General features: G+C 43.9%; 19 protein-coding genes. 13 read left to right on the top strand and 6 right to left on the bottom strand.

Annotated features, from left to right (window positions below):
- Window positions 1-76 precede the first annotated feature (76 nt).
- On the bottom strand, window positions 77-1,189 hold the full coding sequence (locus tag ABEB05_RS03845; RefSeq protein WP_265787682.1) for a nickel-binding protein: 1,113 nt from the start codon (window positions 1,187-1,189) through the stop codon (window positions 77-79).
- A 107-nt stretch (window positions 1,190-1,296) separates the two neighbouring features.
- Window positions 1,297-2,400, bottom strand: a complete 1,104-nt coding sequence (locus ABEB05_RS03840; RefSeq protein WP_265787680.1) for a nickel-binding protein — start codon at window positions 2,398-2,400, stop codon at window positions 1,297-1,299.
- A gap of 592 nt (window positions 2,401-2,992) precedes the next feature.
- Here ABEB05_RS03840 and ABEB05_RS03835 point away from each other — a divergent pair.
- The 13 genes from ABEB05_RS03835 to pabB all read left to right on the top strand — a co-directional run bounded on the left by ABEB05_RS03835 (window position 2,993) and on the right by pabB (window position 16,842).
- Window positions 2,993-3,622 carry a rhomboid family intramembrane serine protease gene (locus ABEB05_RS03835; protein WP_265787679.1) on the top strand — a complete coding sequence of 210 codons (630 nt, stop codon included), beginning with the start codon at window positions 2,993-2,995 and terminating at the stop codon, window positions 3,620-3,622.
- Between the two features lie 65 nt (window positions 3,623-3,687).
- Complete coding sequence (locus ABEB05_RS03830; protein ID WP_265787677.1) at window positions 3,688-4,554, top strand: rhomboid family intramembrane serine protease; 867 nt, start codon at window positions 3,688-3,690, stop codon at window positions 4,552-4,554.
- Window positions 4,555-4,756: 202 nt separating this feature from the next.
- The gene (ispG, locus tag ABEB05_RS03825) at window positions 4,757-5,998 is read left to right on the top strand and encodes a flavodoxin-dependent (E)-4-hydroxy-3-methylbut-2-enyl-diphosphate synthase (protein ID WP_265787675.1); all 1,242 of its coding nucleotides are present in this window, start codon (window positions 4,757-4,759) and stop codon (window positions 5,996-5,998) included.
- Window positions 5,999-6,072: 74 nt separating this feature from the next.
- Window positions 6,073-6,723 carry a hypothetical protein gene (locus ABEB05_RS03820; RefSeq protein WP_265787673.1) on the top strand — a complete coding sequence of 217 codons (651 nt, stop codon included), beginning with the start codon at window positions 6,073-6,075 and terminating at the stop codon, window positions 6,721-6,723.
- Between the two features lie 239 nt (window positions 6,724-6,962).
- Window positions 6,963-7,391, top strand: coding sequence for a TonB-dependent receptor plug domain-containing protein (locus ABEB05_RS03815; RefSeq protein ID WP_265787671.1), 429 nt, complete (start codon window positions 6,963-6,965; stop codon window positions 7,389-7,391).
- A gap of 117 nt (window positions 7,392-7,508) precedes the next feature.
- The gene (locus ABEB05_RS03810; RefSeq protein WP_265787669.1) at window positions 7,509-9,149 is read left to right on the top strand and encodes a bifunctional aminoglycoside phosphotransferase/ATP-binding protein; all 1,641 of its coding nucleotides are present in this window, start codon (window positions 7,509-7,511) and stop codon (window positions 9,147-9,149) included.
- Window positions 9,150-9,308: 159 nt separating this feature from the next.
- Window positions 9,309-10,073 (top strand): tetratricopeptide repeat protein, encoded by a 765-nt coding sequence (locus ABEB05_RS03805; protein ID WP_265787668.1) that lies wholly within the window; start codon window positions 9,309-9,311, stop codon window positions 10,071-10,073.
- 93 nt (window positions 10,074-10,166) lie between these two features.
- Complete coding sequence (locus ABEB05_RS03800; protein WP_265787666.1) at window positions 10,167-11,165, top strand: LacI family DNA-binding transcriptional regulator; 999 nt, start codon at window positions 10,167-10,169, stop codon at window positions 11,163-11,165.
- A gap of 39 nt (window positions 11,166-11,204) precedes the next feature.
- On the top strand, window positions 11,205-12,200 hold the full coding sequence (gene pfkA / locus ABEB05_RS03795) for a 6-phosphofructokinase (protein WP_265787664.1): 996 nt from the start codon (window positions 11,205-11,207) through the stop codon (window positions 12,198-12,200).
- A 170-nt stretch (window positions 12,201-12,370) separates the two neighbouring features.
- The gene (locus ABEB05_RS03790) at window positions 12,371-14,152 is read left to right on the top strand and encodes a glycoside hydrolase family 13 protein (protein WP_265787662.1); all 1,782 of its coding nucleotides are present in this window, start codon (window positions 12,371-12,373) and stop codon (window positions 14,150-14,152) included.
- Between the two features lies 1 nt (window position 14,153).
- Window positions 14,154-14,693 (top strand): TlpA family protein disulfide reductase, encoded by a 540-nt coding sequence (locus ABEB05_RS03785; protein WP_265787660.1) that lies wholly within the window; start codon window positions 14,154-14,156, stop codon window positions 14,691-14,693.
- On the top strand, window positions 14,683-15,564 hold the full coding sequence (locus ABEB05_RS03780; protein ID WP_265787658.1) for an aminotransferase class IV: 882 nt from the start codon (window positions 14,683-14,685) through the stop codon (window positions 15,562-15,564). The genes ABEB05_RS03785 and ABEB05_RS03780 overlap by 11 nt, the downstream gene beginning before the upstream one ends.
- The gene (gene pabB / locus ABEB05_RS03775) at window positions 15,565-16,842 is read left to right on the top strand and encodes an aminodeoxychorismate synthase component I (RefSeq protein ID WP_265787656.1); all 1,278 of its coding nucleotides are present in this window, start codon (window positions 15,565-15,567) and stop codon (window positions 16,840-16,842) included. It abuts the gene before it with no gap.
- A 2-nt stretch (window positions 16,843-16,844) separates the two neighbouring features.
- On the opposite strand, the gene ABEB05_RS03770 is transcribed toward pabB, so the two are convergent.
- The 4 genes from ABEB05_RS03770 to ABEB05_RS03755 form a co-directional block, all read right to left on the bottom strand.
- A complete protein-coding gene (locus tag ABEB05_RS03770) occupies window positions 16,845-17,873 on the bottom strand; it encodes a TonB-dependent receptor (RefSeq protein WP_265787654.1) in 1,029 nt (342 codons plus the stop codon).
- A 17-nt stretch (window positions 17,874-17,890) separates the two neighbouring features.
- Complete coding sequence (locus ABEB05_RS03765) at window positions 17,891-19,111, bottom strand: TonB-dependent receptor (RefSeq protein WP_265787652.1); 1,221 nt, start codon at window positions 19,109-19,111, stop codon at window positions 17,891-17,893.
- Window positions 19,112-19,205: 94 nt separating this feature from the next.
- Entirely contained in the window at window positions 19,206-19,988 is a 783-nt protein-coding gene (locus ABEB05_RS03760) for a hypothetical protein (RefSeq protein ID WP_265787650.1), read from the bottom strand.
- A gap of 46 nt (window positions 19,989-20,034) precedes the next feature.
- Complete coding sequence (locus ABEB05_RS03755; protein ID WP_265787648.1) at window positions 20,035-20,706, bottom strand: hypothetical protein; 672 nt, start codon at window positions 20,704-20,706, stop codon at window positions 20,035-20,037.
- Between the last annotated feature and the right edge of the window lie 171 nt (window positions 20,707-20,877).

Here is a 20,877-nt window from a genome sequence, read left to right as displayed (position 1 = left end):
CAACATTTGTTGCACCGGCCGAAAAGAATCTCAAGTCACTATTGGAGATTTCTTGATTTATATTTTCTATCAGTGGCTACACTTCAACTTTTATTTTGGAGGGAGAGATACCATACTTTTCTTTGAAGCATTTGGCAAAATAGGATGGATTGGAGAACCCCAACTCATAGGCTATTTCCGAGATTGATAACTTTCTCTCTTTGATCAGGTTCAGTGCGAATCTAAGCCTGATGTCCCTGACAAATTGAACCGGAGAGGTGTTAGACATGGAATTTAATTTCCGATACAATTGAGCCCGGCTCAATCGCATCTCTTTACTTAATTTGTCAATGGTATAATCAACGTTAGAAATATTCAAGTTGATGTGATCAAATAACCGCTGAATAAATACCTGGTCGGATTTGTCGATAATGCTAATACCGGGTTCGTCCATTTCTGTTTTGCATAAAACGCTTATCTCCTGGAACTCAATGGGCAGTGCAATCTTTCCATTTTCTGCAATTTTGCAATACCACATACTTTTATTTAATGCCTTTTGGAAAATCTGGTCATCCGTTTTTGATACCGGTTCTCCGATACACAAGCCCATTGTGAATTTAAAATTCCACTCATTTGAAGTGTAATGAAATTGATGGGAGAGAAATTCCTCCTGGATCTCTTTGGCACATAGCAGGCAGCTTTCCGGTGTTTTAAAAACAGCAATGACTCGATCGTAAGACAATTGGTTTACAACGTTACCATTGTTTTTTAAAATGAATCGTTCTGCAGCTTCAAGTGGTTTCTGGGGTAGTTTTAGCTCATCAAAATCGATAAAGTCAGTCAGCCGGGTGACGGCAATGATATCCAGATTCATGATAAATCGATATCCGCCATCTGGAGTTCCGTTTTCATCTACAACTAAATCGTCTCTGTCCGTTAAGTCTTTCCCCATAAAGGCTGAGTAAAGCCCTCCCTCCACTTCCACAATATTGCACGTTTCTATGCCATTTGCTAAAAGATGTGTCTTATGAATGGCTTCTTTGTTGGGGGCCTTCATCAAACAAAAAACTTTACCGCTGTCTTCATTTACCCAATAGGATATGTACTTCACATCATACTTTTCCTGAACGGCCAAATCTTTTAAATGAGCTTTTTCGGCTTCCTCAATTTTAATTCCCGGAGTATCATGACAATCCATGTATAAAGGCATAGTAGTAATTGTTAAGGGAGTAGATAATTAATCTAACTCTCTAATTCAGGTTATGTACTAATACTTCTGAAGTCTCTATGAAATTCTACAGAATACAGATCACAAAACTATACAGCTACATTTGACGCTTTTACACCATACTTATCCCGGAAACATTTTGAAAAGTAGGAGGGATTGTTATATCCAATTTCCAATGCAATTTCGGAAAGGTTGTATTTGTTTTCTTTGATCAGTGAGAGGGCCTTGTTCAAGCGTATATCGCGAATAAACACGACCGGCGAACTTCCGGTTATGGCTTTGACTTTCCGGTACAGCTGCGACCGGCTGATACCGATGTCACGGCAAAGTTGTTCAACATTAAATGCATCATTGGAGAGATTTTTCTCCGTGATGTCAAATAGTTGTTCCAGAAACTCTTCCTCAGCGGACTGTATCGCTTTTAATGATGACGGACCTTTATGTTTCTCTTCTATTTCACTCAATTTTCTAACCATATTCGATGCTATAATCTCCCCGTCGCCGGCAACTAAGCTGAGCCGTTGGGCAAGCCGGATCGTTTTTTCAAAAAAATGTTCGCCCATTGTCACAGGCTGTCCACCACCTATCCCTATCTTGAATGTGATATTCCAGGATTCGTCTTCCGGGTTCATTATCCGTTTTAAAAACTCTTGTTGAATTTCAATAGCACAGCCCATCGCTTCTTCGGCTTTTGAAAAGACGCAAAGTATTCCATCATAATCACCGTTTTTAACCTCTCGTCCATCGTACGATGGGATGATTCTCTGAATCAGTGTTTTAGGTTTACCGGGCAGAATCAGCTGGCTCAAATCATCCGAATCTACAGCACTTGTGATTCCCAGAATATGAATTGCAAGCACAAACCGGTAGGCTTTGTCTAAGTCGCCGTCTTTCCCAACTACAATCCCGTCATCGAGCTGATGGGGTTCACCCATAAATAGTTTATAAAAACCGCTTTCGACCTGTACAATCTGGCAAGCAATATTCCCATGGGCTTCTTGGTGAACCAGTTCACAGGATTCTTTATCAGGGGCCTCGATCAGGCAGAATATCGTTCCGGCTTCCTGGTTTACCCAAAATTGAATATACTTGACGCCGTATTTTTCCTGTATGGATTTATCAGCCAAATGGCCCTCTTTTACCGCATCGATGTCGATGTCGGAAACGAGATGGTAATCCATGAATAAAGGCATAAGAACAGAAATTTTTGCAAGTAGTAATTCAAATTAGAAAAAATAATCGAAAATCAAACTTCTATTTCCCAATAAGTACCAATTTATTTTACTGATAGACCTAAAATAATGGTTTGCTGAGCTTCAGGCTTTTCCCAAAGCTCAGAAACTTTACTTATTGGTCCAGTTTTTCTGATAACGGTAAGGAGAGGCTGAATTTTACCTTGAACTCCCTGCAGGAAGTGAGCTACGAAAAATTTTTAAATCCACAATCTAAGGCCACCTTACTAATGATTTATTTCCGGTCTGCACCACCGCGGCTATTTTTAGCCGTCTATTTGTAACCCATTTTCCAGGAGAAATATGATAAAGCTTTTTGAAATCCCGTTTGAAATCAGGTAAGCTTCAATTGGCGATATATAAAATTAAAAAGTAAAAGGATATAATAATTCATTGTGTCCCTATCAGTGAAAAGGTATAACAGCAAAACATTTGAGTCCTGTCTGCGTATATACTCAAAAGGAGGGAATGATTCCCTTTTTGAAACAGTTCGATTTGAACGTCAGGAACTGTATATTCCGATGAAAGAAAATACCAACAAACGCTATTATTCTTGAATTATCAGTCTTCGAACTATCAACCGAGTACGCAATTTTCCATTTTCCCCCCGGCAGTTAAGCATTTGCTTATCATAAACGGACTGGCTTTTGTGGGTCTGAATACCCCGATCATCGGCCAGATGCTGTTTGAATATGGCGCGCTCTGGCCGCTGGAGTCGGGCCGTTTTGGCTTTTGGCAGCTGGTCAGCTATATGTTTCTGCATGCGGGACTGGGACACATTTTCTTTAACCTCTTTGCACTCTGGATGTTTGGTCAGGCCATTGAAAACTTCTGGGGTACTCAGCGATTTACGATTTATTACTTTTTGACCGGTATTGGCGCTGCCATCCTGCACATGATCGTAGGTCCTGGAGGCGTGCCCACGCTGGGAGCCTCCGGGGCGGTGTACGGTATCTTGCTGGCTTTCGGGATGATGTTTCCGGACCGGCCCATTATGTTGCTGTTTCCGCCCATCCCGATAAAAGCAAAGTATTTTGTAGCGGGCTTTGGGGCCATTGAGCTCATCAGCGGATTAACGAGGTCCAATTCGGGCGTTGCGCATTTTGCTCACCTGGGCGGTATGCTGGTCGGCTTTATCCTGATCAAGTACTGGGGACTAAAGGGTGAACGTTCTAATTATTAACTTATGAATAATCTAATTCCTAACTTTATAGAGCAAAGCACTGGCAGGTAACCAAGATGCAAGGAATGTACAACGAATCGTTTAGTGACTCTTTTAAGCGCGGATACCGGGCACTGCCCGTAGCCATTCGTACGCTTATTACCCTTAATGTGGCCGTCTTTATACTGCAGGTGCTGCTGGGTATTTTCAGTTCGCAGTACAGCAATTCCCTCATCAGAACCTTTGCTTTTTATCCCGATTGGCAGACGGCCTTATTTCAACCGTGGCGAATGTTTACCTATATGTTCCTCCACGGAGGCGCCTTCCACCTGATATTCAATATGCTGTGGCTTTGGTGGATGGGACGGGCTGTAGAAGAGCATTTGGGTCCCCGAACCTTTAGCGTAATCTATCTCGCCGCCGGACTTGGCGGGGCGTTACTGGATGTGGTTGCAGCTCCTTTATTGGGTTACAATCCGGTCATCGGGGCATCCGGTGCCGTGTACGGTATCATGGTTTCTTTTGCCATGCTTTTCCCCACTATGCCGATTATGCTGTTGCTGCTTCCACCCATACAGGCGCGGTACGTGGTAGCGGGACTGATAGCCCTGGATATGCTGCTCTTGGGCTCTTCCGACGGTACGGCACGTATTGTACACCTGGCCGGTGCAGGCATTGGTTACCTGATGATGAAAAGAATGCAGCAGGGCTACGATTTGAGTAAATGGATCTTGCCGATTGAACAGTTTTGGTACCGGCTGAAGGGTACGTATGAAGAAAGTCAGTCGAAGCCCCGGAATAAGAATATGCATGCGGTTTCGGATGTGGAGATTATCGATGAAACTGAACAGGATGAGCTCGATACCATCCTGGAAAAGATTGCTGAAAAAGGATATGACGGGCTAACCAAAGAGGAGAAGAAAAAACTTTTTGAGCTTAGTAAGAAAGAATAAGCATTTGATTGGAACAGTATCCGGTGACATTAACGAGTAAATAACCGCTGGATTTGTCTTTTTGCTGTTGATTCAGAATTTTGAACATAAATTACAGTACAGGCGTATTTTTATAGGTTCACAAAAAAGGAAGAATATATAAGGTAGCTTGCTGTAACAGCAGCTGCTAAGATAGAAGAAAAAGAACAACAAAATAACACATATGTCTCATATAAAACGTCGCGAATCGATACAGGTAATGGTGGGTGATGTGCCGGTAGGCGGTGGTGCACCGGTAGTGGTACAGTCCATGACCAATACCGATACAGCTGACGTAGAAGCGACCGCCGAACAGATTAAGTACCTGCATCAGGCCGGCTCGGAGATCGTCCGTATTACCGTCAATAACGATCAGGCCGCCCAAGCAGTGCCCCATATCAAGGATAAGTTGCTGGCCGAAAATGTAACGGTGCCTATTGTGGGCGACTTCCACTATAACGGCCATAAATTGTTGGTTAAGTATCCCGAAGCGGCAAAGGCGTTGTCCAAATTTCGTATTAATCCCGGGAATACCGGTACCAAAACCCGCGACGAGAATTTCTGTACTATTGTGGAGCAGGCAATCGAGTATGACAAACCGGTGCGCATAGGTGTCAACTGGGGCTCACTGGATCAACAGCTTCTGGCTAAAAAGATGGATAAAAACAGTGAGCTAGCCAATCCGAAGTCGTCGAAGCAGGTTATGCTCGATACCATGGTGGAAAGTGCCCGCCGGTCTGCAGAGTTGGCCGAAAGCGTGGGACTGCCATCCAATAAGATTATCATCAGCTGTAAAATGTCACATGTACAGGATGTGGTTCACGTCTACGAACGTATCGCAGAGCTACTGGATTATCCACTGCATGTAGGACTTACGGAAGCGGGCATGGGCATGAAGGGGACTGTGGCCAGTACGGCGGCGCTTTCGGTACTGCTTCAACAGGGAATAGGCGATACCATCCGCGTATCATTAACGCCCAAGCCCAACGGTGACCGGGCGGAAGAGGTGCGTATCTGTCAACAGGTACTGCAGTCGCTGGGTATTCGCAGTTTTGTACCTCAGGTAACCGCCTGTCCAGGTTGTGGTCGGACTAACAGCACCTATTTTCAGGAGCTGGCTGAAGAGATCCAGGATTATCTGCGTGAGATGATGCCGGTGTGGCGGGAGATGTATCCCGGGGTAGAAGAAATGAATGTCGCTGTGATGGGATGCGTGGTAAACGGTCCCGGAGAGTCACGCAATGCCAATATCGGCATATCATTGCCCGGCACGTTTGAGGAGCCCAAAGCACCTGTCTATATGGATGGGGAACATCACAGCACGCTCCGTGGCGATCATATAGCAGAGGAGTTTCGGGAAATCCTGGATGATTATGTGATGCGTAATTACGGACAATCCGAAGAGATGGAGGAAGCGGAAGAGTAAGGGTTGCCTGAAACCCTCATCCGGTAAAAAATGAAATAATATTGCTGTAAAGATCTCATAAAAGCAGGATCATTATGCAAAGATATGCTATTGTTATCGGGCTTGTAATTCTTTGTCTCTCGTTCATAACGGGCTGTAGCTCAGGGAATGAAGATGAGGCCACCGTGAATGAGCAGTTTACCAGTTCCGAAGAGTTTAACGCTTTTAACGAAAGTACCCGGCAAGAGCAAGACGCCAATACCAGTCAGCCTTCTGATTTAGTGGGCTATCTGAAGAATGCAGCAGAATGTGAATCTACTCGTCAGCTTACCATTCCTTTTGAAGTAGACTCCACAGTTATTAATGAGGAGACGATAGGGGGTCTGGATAATTGTGTAGGTGCCGATGAAGAAACTTCCTATGCCTTGTTTCTTTTTGGAGAAACCCCTTTTGGCAATATTGACATAAAGTGGATGATGCGCATCCGGGAATCAATGTATCGGGACTGGGAATTGATGGCCGCTACCTATGAAGGGGATCAGTTGCTTAACTTTCAAATAGTAGGCAGTTACCGAGAAAACTTAAAGGAACACATTTTTTCCAATATTGAGGTAAACAGACAGGGCGGCGGCTTGGTGATTACCGCCAATACTGAACGTGATATAGAATATCCTATCGAACAGCTTAATACCGAATATAAGGAGTTCCGGATTGACGGAGAGGGGATCATAAATGAAGTAGAGTAGAAAAGGAAAGATCTTTTTAGAGAGCTATTTGAGATTAAACTTTACAAAAACACAACCTGAAAATATGGTCTGAGGTGTACTCTCTTTTATTGTTATCCGGAAGAAATCATAACTTAAAATGTAGTTAATATATTTATTGTATTTGTTCACGCTTTTAATTAAAATATTATAGTGCGTTACACTAAATACTTTAACCCCATTCAAAAGATTAGTTATTGAATGGAAAAGAGGGGGTTAATATGAAAAATCTTATCTTTTTATCTATTCTATCAATGTCTCTTCTTTTTGCTGGTTGTTCTTCTTCGGGAACAGTTATAGATTCGGAAAAGAAGGAGAATCCCAGGGGCAGTGTGTCTGAAGGGAATAATAATTTTACCAGCCTGGCCGATTTTCTCTATCGTGTTCCCGGTGTTAATGTTTCGGGTTCAGGTGATAATGTCACGGTAATTGTACGGGGAATTAATTCTTTTACTTCGAACATTACGCCTTTGTATGTTATTGACGGCACTACAGTAGGCTATTCTTATTCTCGGGTGAATAGTATGTTAAGTCCTAAGGACATTGATTATATACGGGTTCTTAAAGACGCGGAAGCCGCAACATATGGGGTCCGCGGGGGGACTGGAGTTGTCCTCATCAAAACAAAAGGCAGTAATTGGGACGGTTAAAAGGCAGACGTTTGCTGGTGTTGAAAGAATTCCTTTTTTAAAATGGGATCTTTCTGGCAAAGCTTTTGTTCATACTAATATAGCACTCTCGTGTTAAAATAATCAGATCTGTTTTTAATGAACATTAGTGATTCGTCCCAGGGACCGAGTGCAGCAGTTATTGATTTTATGGAAGACCCGGATTCCTATGCTCATCATCCAGACCGGGTTGAGCACATCCAAACTCATATTTCTCACGTATTTATTGCCGGTTCGTATGTCTATAAGATAAAGAAAGCCGTCAATTTTGAGTTCCTGGACTTCAGTACTCTTGAGAAACGAAAGTTTTATTGCCAGAGAGAAGTTGAACTTAACAGAAGACTTTGTGAAGATATTTATCTGGGCGTTATAGCTATTGCCCGAAAAACCGCTGATACTTTCATCCTTGAATCAGAGGATGGGGAAGATGTTATCGAATATGCGGTTAAAATGAAGAGGCTTGAGGAGGAGTATTTTTTGACTTCTTTTATTGATCAGGGAGCACTCCAACTTCGGATGATGGATCGGGTTGCAAACAAACTTTCCACTTTTTATAACAAGCAGGAACCGAAAGAAGACATCCTGAAGTGGGGAGCAATAGAGAAAGTCCGATTTAATACCGATGAAAACTTTAGTCAGACTGAGTCTTTTATCGGGAAAACTATTGATGAAAATAGCTTTAAGGCCATTCGGAAATATACCAATCGGTATTATGATCTTTTTTCGTTTCTGTTTAAGCAGCGAATAGATGAAAAGCGTATTGTAGATGGACATGGTGATCTACATTTGGAGCATATCCATATTACCCCGGATAGGGTACGCATATACGATTGTATAGAGTTCAACGATCGTTTCCGCTACGGTGATACGGCCGCAGACCTGGCATACCTTGCAATGGATCTGGATTTTACCAACAGCCGTAAAGAGGAGCGATATTTTTTGGAAAAGATGACCCAAAAACTCAATGACCCGGATCTGCTTATCCATATTGATTTTTATAAATGCTACCGGGCTTACGTTAAGGGCAAGGTAAAAAGCATGCAGGCCTCGGAAGAGGAGGTCGGGGAAGAGGAGCGGGAAAAAGCACGCCTGAAGGCCCGATCTTATTTCAATTTATCTCTTCGGTATGCGCTGCTTGGTTCTCGCCCAACAGTGCTTGTGTTTATGGGAAGAATAGCCACAGGAAAAAGTACCTTGGCAAGATCGTTAAGCAGCCGGATAAATATCGAATATTGTTCTTCAGATCGTATTCGAAAGTCGCTGAAAGGCCTTCCTTTGGATGAGCGAACGGATGTTTTGCAACGTGAAGAATTGTATTCACAATCCATGACCAAAAAGGTATATAATAAGCTGAGTGAAAAGGCCCGGGAATATCTTGCGTCTCAAAATAGTGTTATCCTGGATGCAACTTATAGTAAAGAAGAAAACAGAAAGAGGCTGATTGATCAGTTGTATACCCTAAACATGGATGCTACTTTTTATTTTATAGAAACGCAGGCTCCCGATGAATTAATCACTGAACGTCTAAAGGAAAGAGAAAGAAAGGAGGGGGTTATTTCAGACGCCCGACTGGATGATTTTGAGAAAATAGATCAGAAGTATCAGGCTCCGCAGGAATTGAGTCCTCATAATTTGATTGAGATAGATACGAGTCAATCTCTGGAAGGGGCACTTGACGAGCTCTATCAAAAGCTTATTAAAAGTAACTTGAATAAGGTAGATATTGCACTGAACAACTAATTTATTTTATTGCAGACTGTTTGTAATAGTTGTGCGTTAGTTAACTATTAAAGAGAAGCATGTACATATTTAGATAATATATGACGATAGCTTGGCATACTCTTAATCATGAGGTGTTGTATTAAATAATTAGCCGTTCAATTAATAATAAGTAAAGCTATGTGTACAAAATTTACGAGAGTGTTGATATTTATCGGATTTGTATTATTCCCCGCTATCATTTTTGCCCAGCAGGGAGAGAATTTAAAAGAGCGGGCAGACTCATTATATAGAAACTATGAAGAAAACAAAGCGCTGCAGCTTTATGAGCAGGTTATCGAGGAGGACCCAAATAATTATGAGGCGCTGTGGCGGGCAAGTTTTTTGAATTCAAGGGTTGGGAACCGGGCAGAGGATGAATCCACCAAAGAACAACACTTCAATAAAGCCATTGAACTTGCTGAGCGTGCATTGGCCATTGATTCCACTGATGTGCAGTCAAATTTTGTGATGGCTGTGGCGATGGGGCGAAAAGCTTTGATTTCAGGGGCTAAGGCTCGGGTGGCAGCTTCCCGGGATATAAAGAAGTATGCCGATAGAGCCCTGGAAGCAGATCCTGATCACGCCGGAGCACTTCATGTGTTGGGACGCTGGCATTTTAAAGTAGCGAATCTTGGCTGGTTTGAACGTGCCGCGGCAAATACTCTATTTGGTGGAATTCCAGGTGATGCCAGTAATGAAAAGGCTGCTGAGTATATTGAAAAGGCTACGGAGCAGAAGGAGGATTATATTCTTTATTATCTGGATCTGGCAAAGGTATATGAAGAGATGGGACAAGAAGACAATGCCCGTGAAAGTTGTAAGGAAGCCATAAGCATGGAGTCAAAAGTTATAGGTGATGATGAACTGAAAAGAGAATGCCAGGAACTGATTCAACAGCTGTAGTGTCAGCGGGTCGTTGTTAAGCATTAAAATCTATTGACAAGTGTAAGCGCTTTCAGTATTATTCCGCATATTTGAAATTAAGCGGCTTAAAATTTGTCACATACCATATACGACATAGCCCGGCAGGCAGGGGTTAGTATAGCAACGGTATCCCGCGTATTTAATAAAAGTACCAAAGTGTCTCCTAAAACGAGAGATAAGGTCCTTCAAATTGCCGATCAGGTTGGATATCATCCCCAAGGATTTGCACAGGGATTGGCCGCACGGCAAAAGAAAGTGATAATGGCGGTAGTGCCATTACTTTCAAATTATTTCTTCCTGCAGGTATTAAGTGGAATTCAGGATGCTATTTCAGAAACGGATTTCGAACTCCATATCTATAATGTGAAACCCAAGGAAGAGCGTATAGGACAGCTGAAAAGGCTGTTGGGACGTAAGTGGGCGGACGGTTACCTGTTTGTGTCCACTCATCTCTCAAATGAAGAGTGGGAAGAAATTCACAGATTAGGTCAGCATATGGTATTAATTGATGACGCCTATTCGGCCTCTAATTATTTTCAGATTGATAATAAACAGGGAGCCTGCAAGGCTACAGAATTTTTTTTAGAGAAAGGACTGCGCCGACTGGCCTTGATTACTGCGGAAAAAAACTCGATTCCGGCAGCTAAACGCCAGGAAGGCTTTTTGGAAACACTGAATGGTTATGGAGTAGATACAGATAGCGTGCCTATCGTTACTGGAAATACTACCTATCGCGATGGGTTTAATGAAAGTAACGGCTATGAGGCTATGAATAAGCTATTAGCACTGGATCCGTTTCCGGAGGCTGTTGTTTGTGCTTCGGATATACAGGCTATTGGTGCGCTATCAGCAATGAAGGAGCAGGATGTGGAAATTCCTATTATTGGCTACGACGATATTCAGCTTTCACGATATATTGGACTTTCAACAATGCGTCAACCCATGTCTAAGATGGGATATGAAGGCACAAAGGTATTATTTCATCATATTGATGATGAAAAAGCAGATTTGGTGCAGGAGGCGTATATACCTGAACTCATACACCGATCAACGACAGAAAATATACAGTAAGAACTTATAATCGATAATAACAGAATACATTAATATTATATGTCTACCCAGCAAGATCAGATAAAGCGTATTGGAGTATTAACTTCCGGGGGCGATGCTCCGGGTATGAATGCCGCAATCAGAGCTGTTGTACGCTCCTGTGTTTATTATGGTATTGAGCCTTTTGGTATTTACCGGGGATATGAAGGACTCATTGAAAACGATGTTGAACAGATGAATGCAGGGTCGGTAAAGCATATCATCCACCAGGGCGGTACGATTCTTAAGTCGGCCCGAAGTCCCCAATTCAAAACGAAGGAAGGAATGGCACAGGCCTGGGAAAATATTCAGGAACACGAGCTGGATGCCTTAGTAGTAATCGGCGGAGATGGTACCTTTAAGGGGGCCATGGAGTTCGGCAATAAGTACGATTTCCCCATTGTTGGTATTCCGGGCACCATCGATAACGATATTTACGGAACGGATTTTGCCATCGGATTTGATACGGCCCTCAACACGGTGGTCGAAGCCGTGGATAAAATTCGGGATACCGCGACTTCCCATAACCGTCTCTTTTTTATTGAGGTAATGGGTCGTGATGCTGGTTTTATAGCCATGTATTCAGGGATTGGAGGAGGTGCAGAAGAGGTGTTGATACCCGAAAAAGACCGGGGTATCGAGCAGCTTTTTGAATCACTGGAACGCACTTCGAAGCGTAATAAAAGTTCCCGATTGGTTATTGTTGCTGAGGGTGATAAAAATGGCAGCGTATACGATCTGGAGGAACAGGTTAAGGAACAGTTTGGCGACCGTTATGAGACCAAGGTAACCATCTTGGGACATGTGCAACGTGGTGGACGTCCCAGCTGCGGCGACCGGGTTCTTGCCAGTCGTCTGGGGGTATTGTCGGTAGAAGCCTTGCGTGATGGTAAACGAGATATTATGGTTGGGATTCGTAATCGGAAAGTGGAATATACAGAATTGGATCATGCAACCAAGCGCAACCCCAAAATGGATAAAGAACTGGTACGAGTAGCTGATATAATTTCTATTTGATATAATCCTTTTAACTTATTGGTATATAGATGAATAGCATATTTTTTCGAAAAAAATGCCGGTTAACATATCTAAGAATATTTTCTGGTTATAATATAATAATACAGATGTCCAATTGGGGCAGCACAAAATAATCAGCATGATAATTTATAGATGAAAATTAGAATTGCATGACAAAAGTAGATACAGATAATACTGAAGATATTACATCCGATAAAAATGATGTTTACCATGCACCCGAATGGACCAAGCATGTGATTTGGTACCAGATTTTTCCCGAACGTTTTCGTAACGGAGACCCTGACAATGATCCGCATAGGGAGTATGTTTATGGACCCGAGGGATGGTCTGTTACTTCATGGACAGCTGACTGGTATGCCCAAACAGACTGGGAGAAATCACTGGGAGACAAGTTTACCGACAGCATCTATCATCGCCGCTATGGAGGTGACCTGCAGGGAATTATTGATAAATTGGATTATTTACAGTCATTAGGAATAGGAGGGATTTACTTAAATCCTATTTTTGATGCCGTTTCCCTCCATAAATATGATACCAGTTACTATCATCATGTGGACCGTTTCTTTGGTCCCGACCCGAAGGGGGATGAGGAAATTATGGAGCAGGAAAATCCCATGGATCCTTCTACCTGGCAGTGGACTTCCGCAGACCGGCTTTTTCTAAAGCTTATCGAAGAAGTGCATAACCGTGGTATGTATATCATTATTGATGGAGTCTTTAATCATACCGGTACGGAATTTTGGGCTTTTCGCGATCTGGTTAAACACCAGGAACAATCTCCTTTTAAAGATTGGTACGAAGTTAAGTCCTTTAGAGATGAAGACTCTAACATCCCATTTGATTATGACGGATGGTGGGGGCATTGGTCACTTCCGGAGTTTAAGGAGAAGGATGGAACGCTAATCAAGCCGGTTAGGGAGCACATATATGCAATTACACGGCGGTGGATGGATCCCGACGGGGATGGCGATCCGTCGGACGGCATTGATGGATGGCGGCTGGATGTGCCCGAAGAGATAGGCAAGGATTTTTGGCGGGAATGGAACGCCTTGGTTCGAGACATAAATCCGGAGGCCTATACCGTAGGAGAAATCTGGACCACAAAATCAAAAGAATGGGTGAGTGAGGATCTGTTTACGGCCGCAATGAATTATCCCTTTGCGAAAATTGTGCAGAGCTATATGATTGATGAAGATTTAACGGCCTCGGAGTTCTTGCATGAATTAAAAAAAGTACGCCAGAAATTGCCCTCTGAGGCCACTATGGTTATGCAGAACCTGATGGATAGCCATGATACGCCCCGACTGGCGTCGATGATTGTGAATCCGGGTCGGGAATACAATGAGAACGGCCGTCCGGAACATGGTTTTGACGTACGTAAACCCACAACAGAAGAACGAAGGCTGCAAAAATTGATTGCTCTTTTCCAATACACTTACATTGGGGCTCCCATGATTTTTTACGGGACCGAAGCTGGTATGTGGGGAGCGGGTGATCCGGATGATCGGAAGCCGATGGTATGGCCAGAATTTGATTATGAGCCGGAGAAAAAACATCCGCTGAACAAGGAGCGAACACCCGATGATAATAATTTTGATAACGATCTGTTTAGCTGGTATCAACGGCTCGGGGAGATACGAAATGAGCATTTAGCCTTTCAAACGGGAGACTTTCAGCCTCTGAATACGGACGACAATCGGAATATCCTCGCTTTTGCAAGGTTTCTTAACCTGGAAAAATTTGGTATTGTGGTAATCAACAAGTCCGAAGAACCGCAAAGTATCCGCATTGAGATTGCTCCTTTTGAGCTAAATGAAACGGCTGTTTTAAAAAATTGTTTAACCGGCAGACGTGTGGATTTGGACAAAAATGAAATTGAATTAAAACTTCCTCCAGTATCTGGGGCAATCCTAATGCCCGAAAAACAGTAGCATGCGCATTGATCAGAAATACTTTAAACCCTTTTTAATAGTTCTGGCAATAGTTGGGGCCCTTATTATTTCTTATTTTACCATTAGTACTCCTCTTGATCGTGAGGCTGCTTTTCGGGAGCAAATCGTAAAACAAGATTCCCTTAAAACTACTTCTTGGTTGGAGGTTAAGACTTCCGACAGCCTGAGAATCAGTGATTTTAGGGGGCAATTCGTGATGCTATATTTTTGGTCGCAGTGGTCGGGTTCTTCTGATGAGGGGCATCTGAAGGTGGCTGAACTTAAGCATAGCTTTACCAATGATCTGGAGGTTATATCTGCCATGGTGGGGCTAAGGAAAGAGGAGGCTTTAGCTTTTATTAGTGAAAATAATTTCCCTTTTCACTATGTGGCTGGCTCCCAACAGTTTTCGGCTTTTGGAGTGCCGGGTCTGCCTGCTCATCTTCTTTATAATCCTGATGGAAAAATACAATATATTTCCCTTGGTATACTTAATAAAGCTGAAGTTGATAGTTTAAGTACCATTATTAATGACGGATAACGGTCATATCATCCATAATGGAGCTCTCCTTTCTGCTGAAACCCCTATTGTTTCAGCAAATTCGCGGGCCTTATTATACGGAGAAGGCGCTTTTGAGACGATTCGTACCTATGGAAGAGAAACCTTGTTCTTTTCCGAACATCTGGATCGGCTCAAAAGAGGCTTAAATAAATTGGGGATAAATTTAGATCAATTCCCTGAAGAAAAACTTTTAGAGGAGCAGATTTTGGAGTTACTCTCAAAGGATAATCTGCTGATTGATAGCGCCATTGTCCGGTTACAGTTTTGGCGAGATGGAAGCCGGGGATATCTGGCCGGTAAGAATGAAGTGGAGTTGCAGTACCTGATCACGGCAAGCGAATGCCCCGATTTTAAAGACAGAGAGGTCCGTTTAGCAACCGTAGCTACCTCTCGTATTCCATCAGAATCGCTGCCTGGCTTTGGTAAATTTACGAATGGTATCAACTATATTCTTGCAGCCAAAGAAGCTGCGGATAAAGGAGCAGATGATGCACTGATGCAAACAACGGAAGGATGGATTTCGGAAGCTACTATTGCCAATATTTTTTGGATTGAGGGAGATAACGTTTTTACCCCTTCCGAAGCATGCGATTTGCTACCGGGTATTACCCGGGATATTGTAATCGATATTGTCAACAAGAACAGCCATTTAAGAATTCAAGAGGGGAGATATCCGATGGAACGCTTGTACGAAGCAGAATCGGTGGCCATATGCAACTCCGTTCGTGAGGTTTTGCCTGTTTGCCAAATCAATACCCATAAGTTTGGTACGGATCATTCTATTCTTAATCAACTTCGAAAAGACTATACAACATTCAGAAACAAGTATAAGAAACCACTTTCGGGTTAAATGGCAGAAAATCTCGAAAATCTTACTCACATACTAGCTAACAAGGGGCCAATCATTTTATTGGAATCACAGTCTAATGAGCATCCATGGTCTCGTACTACTTATTTAGCAGCACAACCCAAAGTGGAGATAAAAGCCTATGGGAACCAGATTAAGATTGTCAAAGAAGGAGAAGAGTACAGCTTCGAAGATAATCCCTGGAATGCACTACAGGATTTTCGAAGAAAATATAATAACGAATGGCTGCTTGGCTATCTGGGATATGATCTAAAAAACTACCTGGAGGATTTATCATCGAAGAATGAGGATCCTCTGGGACTGCCGGATCTTTATTTTATGGTCCCCGAATACCTGTTAAAAAAAGAAAAGGGGGATGGCCGGTTTGAAATGGTCGGGGGAGAGGGAGCGCCAAGAGTTAATCCGGATACTTTCTCTTCCTTGGATAAACAGCAATATCTTATCGAAGATTTTGGACCCAGAGTTGCAAAGGTCGATTATATAAAACAAATAAAGGAAGCACAGAGACGTATTATAGAGGGTGATTTTTATGAGATTAACCTCTCTCATCAGCTCAAAGGTGCGTTCCGTGGAGATCCCCAACAGCTTTACTCCAAGATGAAAAAAGCAGGTCGTGTTCCTTTTGGGGCTTATTTGGAAGTGGATGACTGGTCTGCTTGCTGCCAATCACCAGAGCGTTTTTTACGGAGAGAAGGGAAAACTATTTTTTCCCAGCCAATTAAAGGGACAGCAAAGCGGGGGAGAACCCAGCAGGAGGATGAAGATCTGAAAGAAGCATTATATCATTCCTCAAAAGAACGGGCCGAAAACCTCATGATTGTTGACTTAGTCAGAAATGATTTAAGTCATATTGCTAAGAAAGGAAGCGTGAAGGTTGAACAATTATTTAATATTGAATCCTTTGAGACGGTACACCAGATGGTTTCAACAGTGATGGCCAAGGTAGCGGAAGGAGAAGATGCTATTGAAATATTAAAAGCATGCTTTCCTATGGGGTCTATGACCGGCGCTCCAAAGATAAGCGCCATGAAAACCATTGAGGAGCTGGAAACCTATAAACGCGGGCTGTATTCCGGGGCAATTGGATATATTAAGCCCAATGGAGATTTTGATTTTAATGTGGTCATTCGTACGGCAATTATCAAAAATGAAACCCTATATTACGCAGTTGGGGGGGCTATCACGGGGGACTCCGATCCCGAAGCTGAATGGGAGGAGACGCTGGTAAAAGCACGTGCCTTGATAAATGCTATGGAGTGAAATTACTTTACGATCTCCATTTTTAATGTAAGATAAGGAACAACAGGTAATTGGTTAATACGCCGGTGAGTATACACATCATAATAAAATATGTTGGTCTGGTCATAAGCATTTACGGCACCAATCCGGGTATTCAGCTGGGCTCCGGAAGCGATTTGAAAGCTGCGTTCCAGTGAGACATCCAGCCGGTGAACTGTTGGCATGCGTCCCTGGTATGGCTTGTCAAGAATAACCCGCCGTACGCCTTGGTCCGTGTTTACATCCGGTAGCCGCTCCCTGAAGTCCAGCATATCATCAAATCCCAAGGGGTTGGTAAAGGGCATGCCACTACCCAGTTGCCATCGCACGCCCGCCGTATATGATCCGAGATCAACGCTAACCAGGGCATTGACCTGGTGACGGCGGTCGTGTGGCGGGTGGTATTCCTGAACGGGTTCTCCGAACCAGAGGCTAAAGTGATCCTGCGCCGCTTCGTAAAGTGTCCAGGTATAGCCATATCCCAACATACCGTAGAATCGTCCCCTGTTATATTCCACTCTTAGATCGCCTCCGTAAGTATCGCCATTGGCCATAGACAGGTTGGTTGTAAACTGTGCAATGGTACTCCACACCGGTACTGGCTGATTCTTAATACGTTTATAATATCCCTCGGCCGACCAACTAAATCCCTGTCCAATTGACTGCTGCCAGCCTAACGTACCATGAATCGACTCCATCTGGCTTCCGTCCGCTGGAGAACTCATCCATGCTACAAATACGGAGCTGGCGTCACGCATATCGCTCACCCCGGTCACCGACTGCCGGTAGAGGCCCAAAGCCCCGCCCAGTTCCTGATTTTCACTGCCAAATGGCTGCCAGGTAAACCGGAAGCGGGGTTCCAAACTAAGGGGAAAATCATTTGTAAACATCGTAAGGGCCGTCCCGGGTTCAACCCAAAAACGGTCGCCGAGCGGTATCTTCGTACTGATATATCCACCCAGAATAAATTGGGAAGAATTATCGCCATTCAGTCCTAAAAATTCCTCATCCATATCATACCCGAGCCGCTCTAAACGACCAAAGAAACCATATTTAAACGGGTATCCCCAACATATTGACGCAGGTTTATATCCACATTCACGCGCCAGATATTGGATGAAAAGCCAAACCCTTCCTCATTTATTAGTGAGTTTGAAAAACTGGATATATTTACATTGGACTGCATGAGGGTTCGGGAGTTTTCTGGCAATACTACACAATTGCCGCCTAGCGCGAAGTTCCTCCACTTAATGCTTTCATCCACCTCAAAGTCCATACGTCCCCGGTCGTACGTGTGCATAATCATGGCGGAGCAGCGGTCATTTTGGCCGGGAAAACTCACTTTTAACAACTGACTTCCAAATTTCAGGGGTTGGTCATCTATGGGATAGACCCCGGCACTTGTCCTTTCGATCAATGAGTTTCGTGCCGACAGCATCCATGAGGCTTTACCTTCCTTAAGCGGCCCCTCGAAAAAAAGCTCTCCCGCGAACGGACTTATAGATGCCGACCCGGCAAAATTATTGCGGTCGCCGTGGCGCAATTGGATATCCATAACGGAGGAGACGCGGCTGTTATAACGGGGACCGAATCCGCCGGCATAAAAATCAACGCCCGAAATAATGTTTTTGGGGAAGGGAGAGAAAAAGCCCACAATATGGGAGGGGCGATAGATCATCGCTCCATCCAGCAGGACCAGGTTTTGGGAAGGGGTCCCGCCCCGTATAAATACCTGCCCTCCGCGATCGCCGAGGGCGACAACGCCCTGCAGGGTTTGTATATAGGTAGAAAGATCTCCCAATGCCGGGCTGGGGATGCGGCCCAGATCAACCGGACTAATCCGCTGACTGCCTTCATCGCGCATAACGGCCCCGGTAGACTGTTCGATGACGACTTCACCTAACTCTGCGTCGCCTGGCTGCAATGCCACATTCAACGTGTAGTTTTCCCCCGCTTCGAATGCCAGCGTGTCTTCGTAGGTCTTGTAACCGATATAGGTAATCTGAATAGCATATGTGTCCGGTTCAATAGAACCGATGCGGTAAAACCCATCACTGTCGGCCGCCGTACCTAAAACATCTTCATCGGATAACGAGCGCAATGCAACGTTGGCGCCGTACATGGGTTCTCCGGTATTTTCTCTAGTAATGATACCCTGCATAGTGGCGTCCTGTCCCAACACGATGTTGACCGTGTTGAACCATGCGGGGATAACTAAAAATAGAAATAGCAGTATCTCTTTGTTTAGCATAGCAGGTTATTCTTAATAATTATTCTTACTTATCGTTTGCAGCGGTTTCAATGCGTGTAGTTCTTCTTACCTTAATATTTCGCTATTAATTTCCTTAGGGATAATCCTCTTGACATTCGAAAGGAATGGTCTTGCTGACGATCCCCAGCATATAGCCTACCCCGTTTTTGATGTTAGATGCTGTTTCCGGCAGGGCATACTCCAGGTCCTCGATTGAGGGAATCTCTTCATTCCACTCCGGGCCGCCGGCGGCTACAAAGACGGTTCGCTCAAATTCCACTACTTCTCCTTCGGGGAGTGGGGTATTTATATGGTCAGCATTTGGGTCCAGTCTTCCCACATAGTTACCAGGACTTTTTTCACTAAACCAATTCCGGGCTCGGAATCTAAAAAAACGTTCTCTCATATATCCGTCCGAATTTATTTTGTAATAATATCTCCAGTGTACATCAGCCAGGCGTTCAACCACCAGGCGGTAGGTGTGCTCGGGCTTGATGTCCATCGTCGTCCACACATTGATATAGTTGAATTTGTTGGCTGGCTGGAACAGTGAATCATGCATCACCGAACTGTTGCCGGTTTCTACCTCTTCCAGAGTTACGGTCATTTCCGGGATGGTGTCCGTTGAAAGCTGCTTTCGCGCCGGGGCCACGCGCACCCACTGGGTGTCGGCGGAGGCATCCAGGTAGCCGTAAATGGAAAAATAATATTGGGTGTTTTCTTTGAGAGGTTGGAAGGATTGATCGCAGCCGGATACTATTAGCAGACAAAAAATGAGGCAGAGTAAGTTTTGGAGTAAAACATAATGGGTGAAACGAGAGCTATTGTTCTGCTCTGTCCACCGTTCCCTATGTTTTGTGTATTCTTTGCTCTCCATAAAAACTGACTATATAACTATCCTCAATCACATGCCTCTATTTCTATTATTCATCACATTGATAGAGTGGCCTTCGACTAAAAATGTCTATTAGGTATCCTACCCAATTTTTGATGTTAGAACCTGTCTTCTGGAGGGTGTATTCGATATCACTCAGTGTTTCAATGTCGTCATCCCACTCAGGACCTCCGGCTGCCACAAAAATAGTTTTACGGTGTTCCACAACTTCACCTTCGGAAAGGACAATGGCGGGATCCCTCTTAAGCGGTCTTATGAGGGCCGAATATCTTCCTGGACCCAAGCTGTCAGCGCTTTTGCGACGTGAAAGCCGAAATGTTTTTTCCGTATTATTTCCTGATGAGTTTATCTTGTAATACCAGATCCATTGTACATCGGCTAATCGCTGCACATCCTGAACCGTAAGACGGGCTCGACAGTCGTTCCATTGGTACTCTACAACAGGCATAGGAAACGGCGGCGGGATGGTTACAATTACACTGCTGGTAGCTCCATCCGGGCGTTTGGCCACCAGCCGATAAGTATGCTCGGGTTGGATGTCCATGGTCGTCCACACATTCACAAAGCTAATACCGTTAGCCAGGGTAATTAGCGAGTCATTCATGATAACAGAATTTGCGGAATCCAGTTCCTCCAGGGTTACAGTCATCTCGGGGATAATGTCCGTTGAAAGCTGCTTCCGCGCCGGGGTTACGCGCACCCACTGGGTGTCGGCGGAGGCATCCAGGTAGCCGTAAATGGAAAAATAATATTGGGTGTTTTCTTTGAGAGGTTGGAAGGATTGGTCGCAGCTTGTAAAACAATTAGGAGACCAAATATAGTTGGTAGAACTGACCTCTTATTTACTTTCATTAGGAAACACAAAACAGAC

Source organism: Fodinibius salicampi (genome assembly GCF_039545095.1).
Classification (GTDB): domain Bacteria; phylum Bacteroidota; class Rhodothermia; order Balneolales; family Balneolaceae; genus Fodinibius; species Fodinibius salicampi.
The sequence above is the reverse complement of the archived record's forward strand: the minus strand, read 5'-3'. Positions and strand labels throughout refer to the sequence as shown.